The 3,627-nt window shown below is 68.8% G+C and carries 5 protein-coding genes; 1 reads left to right on the top strand and 4 read right to left on the bottom strand.

All coding sequences use genetic code 11. The annotated features are described in order from the left end of the window. Positions 1-163: EamA family transporter (locus ACR2JA_RS08695; RefSeq protein ID WP_434008697.1), on the top strand; the 163-nt coding region annotated here is incomplete at its 5' end. 32 nt (positions 164-195) lie between these two features. Here ACR2JA_RS08695 and ACR2JA_RS08690 read toward each other — a convergent pair. From ACR2JA_RS08690 to ACR2JA_RS08675, 4 genes are all read right to left on the bottom strand, one after another. Next, the gene (locus ACR2JA_RS08690; RefSeq protein WP_434008696.1) at positions 196-993 is read right to left on the bottom strand and encodes an SDR family oxidoreductase; all 798 of its coding nucleotides are present in this window, start codon (positions 991-993) and stop codon (positions 196-198) included. Between the two features lie 23 nt (positions 994-1,016). Beyond that, positions 1,017-1,940, bottom strand: a complete 924-nt coding sequence (locus ACR2JA_RS08685) for a DMT family transporter (RefSeq protein WP_434008695.1) — start codon at positions 1,938-1,940, stop codon at positions 1,017-1,019. Positions 1,941-1,993: 53 nt separating this feature from the next. Then, complete coding sequence (locus tag ACR2JA_RS08680) at positions 1,994-2,713, bottom strand: Crp/Fnr family transcriptional regulator (RefSeq protein WP_434008694.1); 720 nt, start codon at positions 2,711-2,713, stop codon at positions 1,994-1,996. A 102-nt stretch (positions 2,714-2,815) separates the two neighbouring features. Then, on the bottom strand, positions 2,816-3,627 hold an 812-nt coding region (locus tag ACR2JA_RS08675; RefSeq protein ID WP_434008693.1), incomplete at its 5' end, for a GspE/PulE family protein.

Genomic DNA, 3,627 nt, shown 5'->3' with positions numbered 1-3,627 from the left:
TGTGGCGCGCGTCGGCCCCACGGTGGCTGGCTTCTTCAACAACCTCACGCCGCTGTTCGCGGCGCTCATGTCGGCCACGCTGCTGGGCGAGCCGCCACGGCTGTACCACCTGGCCGGTTTCGTGCTGATCGTCGGCGGCATTTTCGTGACGACACGACGGTAACCCCCCGCGCCGCCTGCGGCGCGGGGGGAGCCTCAATAAGTGCCTGGGTAAGCCCCGCCATCGGCCAGCACGTTCTGCCCCGTCATGTAGGCAGCCTGCTGGCTGCAAAGAAAGGCGCAAATGGCGCCAAACTCCTGCGGGTTCCCGTAACGGCCGGCGGGGATCTGCGCCTGCTGCTGGCGGCGCAGTTCTTCCACCGGCTTGCCGGTCTTCTCGGACGCGCCCTTGAGCGTGGCGGCGATGCGGTCGGTGTCGAACTTGCCGGGCAGCAGGTTGTTGATGGTCACGCCCCGCGCCGCGATGCCGCTGCGCGCCACGCCGGCCACGAAGCCCGTCAGCCCGCTGCGCGCCCCGTTGGACAGGCCCAGGATGTCGATCGGTGCCTTCACCGCGCTGCTGGTGATGTTGACAATGCGACCGAAGCCGCGCGCGGCCATGCCGTCCACCGTGGCCTTGATGAGCTCGATGGGGGTGAGCATGTTGGCGTCCACGGCCTTGATCCAGGCCTCGCGGTCCCAGTTGCGGAAATCGCCCGGCGGCGGGCCACCCGCGTTGGTGACCACGATGTCGAACGCCGTGCCCGGGCCACCCGGTGCCGCGAACGCCGCGGCACGGCCTTCGGGCGTGGTGATGTCGGCCGCGACCGCGATCACCTGCCCGCCGGGCGAAGCCAGGCGCAGCGCGGCGGCCGAGGCCTCCAGCACCTCACGCCCGCGCGCCACCATCACCACGTGCACGCCCTCGCCCGCCAGCGCCTGCGCGCAGCCCAGGCCCAGCCCCTTGCTCGCGCCGCAGACCAGCGCCCATTTGCCCTTGATGCCGAAATCCATATGAACGTCTCCGATTCAAAAAGTCATTTCGCCGCGCTGGTCGCGCCAAAACGCGTCACCAGGAACACCCCCGACACCACCAGCACCGTGCCCGCGACGATCCAGCCGTTGAACGGCTCGTCCAGGATCAGCACCCCCATGGCAATGGTGGACATGGGCCCGATCATGCCGGTCTGCGCGGCCAGGCCGGCGCCGATGCGTTCGATGGCCATCATCACCATGAGGACGGGCGCGAAGGTGCACAGCGTGGCGTTGAGCACCGAGAGCCAGACCACCTCGGGCGCCACCGTGGTGGCCGCTTCCAGCGGGCGCAGCAGCACGAACTGCAGCAGACACAGCGCACAGGCCACGCTGGTGGCCAGCCCCACCAGGCGCATGGACCCCAGGCGCTTGACGAGTTCGCCGCTGTAAACCAGGTAGATCGCGTAGCTGATGGCGCTGCCGAACACCAGCAGCGCGCCCAGCGCGGCGTTGGGCCCGGCAAAGTCGGCCTCGTGACCGAACACCAGCAGCACCCCCGCATAACTGACCGCCATGGCCACGCCTTGCAGGGGCGTGATGCGGCGCTGGTACAGCACCCAGCCCAGGATGAGCACCAGCGTGGGGTTGAGGTACAGGATCAGCCGCTCCAGGCTGGCGCTGATGTACTGCAGGCCCCAGAAGTCCAGAAAACTCGCCAGGTAGTAACCGGTGAACCCCAGGCCCAGGATGCCCAGCCAATCTTTGCGCGTGAGCGGTGGCTTGCCACGGCTGGCCCACCAGGCCAGCGCCAGGAACAGCGGCAGCGCGAACAGCATGCGGTACATGATCAGCGTGACCGCGTCCACCCCGTGGCGGTAGGCCAGCTTGACGATGATGGCCTTGCCCGAAAAAGCGATGGAGCCGGCGCTGGCGAGCAGCAAGCCGGAGGCGAGGTGGGGATGGGACGGGGTAGAGGCGCTGGACATCCGCCCCATTATCGGCAGCCGTGCGTCAACCGGCTGTCACCTCGCTGGCGGGCTCACTCGGCGCCGGGCTTGGGCGCCACCAGCCGCTCGGCATCCACCACGCGGTACAGGCGCCCCTGTTTGTCCACGGGCTCGATGAGTCCTTCCCGCTCGAACGCCGAGAGGGTGCGGCTGACGGTCTCGAGCTTGAGGTCGAGCATGGCGCCCATGTCTTCGCGCGAGAACAGTGTGACGAGGGCGGCGTCGGACGTCGAACGCATCTTGAGGATGAGCCCGGCCACGCGCTGGCGGGCGTTACCGAAGTTGAGTTCGGCCAGCCAGTCGTCGGCCTCTTTGAGGCTGCGGTGCCACTTCTCCAGCAGGCGCTGGTGCAGGCGCGGCGTCTCGCGGTTCAGGCGCTGGATCACCTGCAGCGGCAGGCGGCAGACCTTGATGCTGGTCAGCGCGACGGCGTCGGACTCGTAGGTCGGCCCCATCAGCGCTTCCAGGCCCACCACGTCACCCGAGCGCAGCACACGCACGATGCGCTGGCGCCCGTCCACCGTGTTGCGCACCAGCTTGATCATGCCGCTGCGCAGGGTGTAGAGCGAGGTGGCCGTCTCGCCCAGGCGCACCACGGGTTGACCGACCGCGTACTCCAGGTCATCGATGGGGGCGTGGATGAGCTTGAAGTCGTCCTCGTGCAGGTCGGCGAACAGCACCATGTCGCGAATGCCGCAACTGCGGCAGTCGGCGGTGCCGCGCCAGGCCGATTCGGTCTTGATGGGGATCATGGTGAGCAGGTCCGGGGGTTGGCCTGCAGCGCAGGCCCGGGGCTCAAATATAAGCCACGGGTGAAGTTTTGCCGCTTCGGCCTGGCCTGCTGCGGGGGCACCCTAGCCCGTGACCGGCGGGGTGGTGGCCAGCACCTCGTCGAGCGTGGTCTGCCCTTCGGCCACGCGTGCGGCCCCGGCCAGGCGCAGCGGCCGCATGCCGTCGGCCACGGCCTGGCGGCGCAGCGCTTCCATCTGCGGCTCGCGGCTGACCTTGTCCTTGAAGGCTTCTGTCACGGTGAGCAGCTCGTACAGGCCCATGCGGCCGCGGAAACCGGTCATGCGGCAATCCACACACCCCACCGGCTTGTAGGGCCGGTAGCCACCGGTCACCTTCCAGGGCTTGACCAGTTCGGCCAGCGCCAGGCTGGACGCGGCGGTGGCGGATTCGTCCTCGCGCACGCGGCAGGCCGGGCACAGGGTGCGCACCAGGCGCTGCGCCAGCACGCCCAGCACGGTGGCATTGATGAGGTAGGGCGGGATGCCCAGTTCCATCAGCCGCATGACGGCGCTGGGCGCGTCGTTGGTGTGCAGGGTGGTGAAGACCAGGTGGCCGGTCAGCGCGGCCTGGACCGCCATTTCGGCGGTGGCCAGGTCGCGCACCTCGCCAACCATGATGATGTCCGGGTCCTGGCGCATCAGGGCCCGCAGGCCTTGGGCAAAGTCCAGGTCCAGGTGGGGCTGCACCTGGGTCTGGTTGAAGGCGGGCTCGATCATTTCGATCGGGTCTTCCACCGTGCTGACGTTCACCTCTTCGGTGGCCAGGCGCTTGAGCGTGGCGTAGAGCGTGGTGGTCTTGCCCGAACCGGTGGGACCGGTCACCAGGATGATGCCGTGCGGGCGCCGGGTCAGGTCTTCCCAGCGCTGCGCGTCGT

It is taken from the genome of Hydrogenophaga sp., from assembly GCF_051007235.1.
Lineage (GTDB): Bacteria > Pseudomonadota > Gammaproteobacteria > Burkholderiales > Burkholderiaceae_C > Hydrogenophaga.
Note: the sequence above shows the minus strand (reverse complement) of the source record. Positions and strands in the feature narration are given on the sequence as shown.

Excerpts from the sequence above, each read along its gene's own strand:
- ACR2JA_RS08690 (WP_434008696.1), bottom strand. The coding sequence starts at position 993 with ATGGATTTCGGCATCAAGGGCAAATGGGCGCTGGTCTGCGGCGCGAGC.
- ACR2JA_RS08685 (WP_434008695.1), bottom strand. The coding sequence starts at position 1,940 with ATGTCCAGCGCCTCTACCCCGTCCCATCCCCACCTCGCCTCCGGCTTG.
- ACR2JA_RS08680 (WP_434008694.1), bottom strand. The coding sequence starts at position 2,713 with ATGATCCCCATCAAGACCGAATCGGCCTGGCGCGGCACCGCCGACTGC.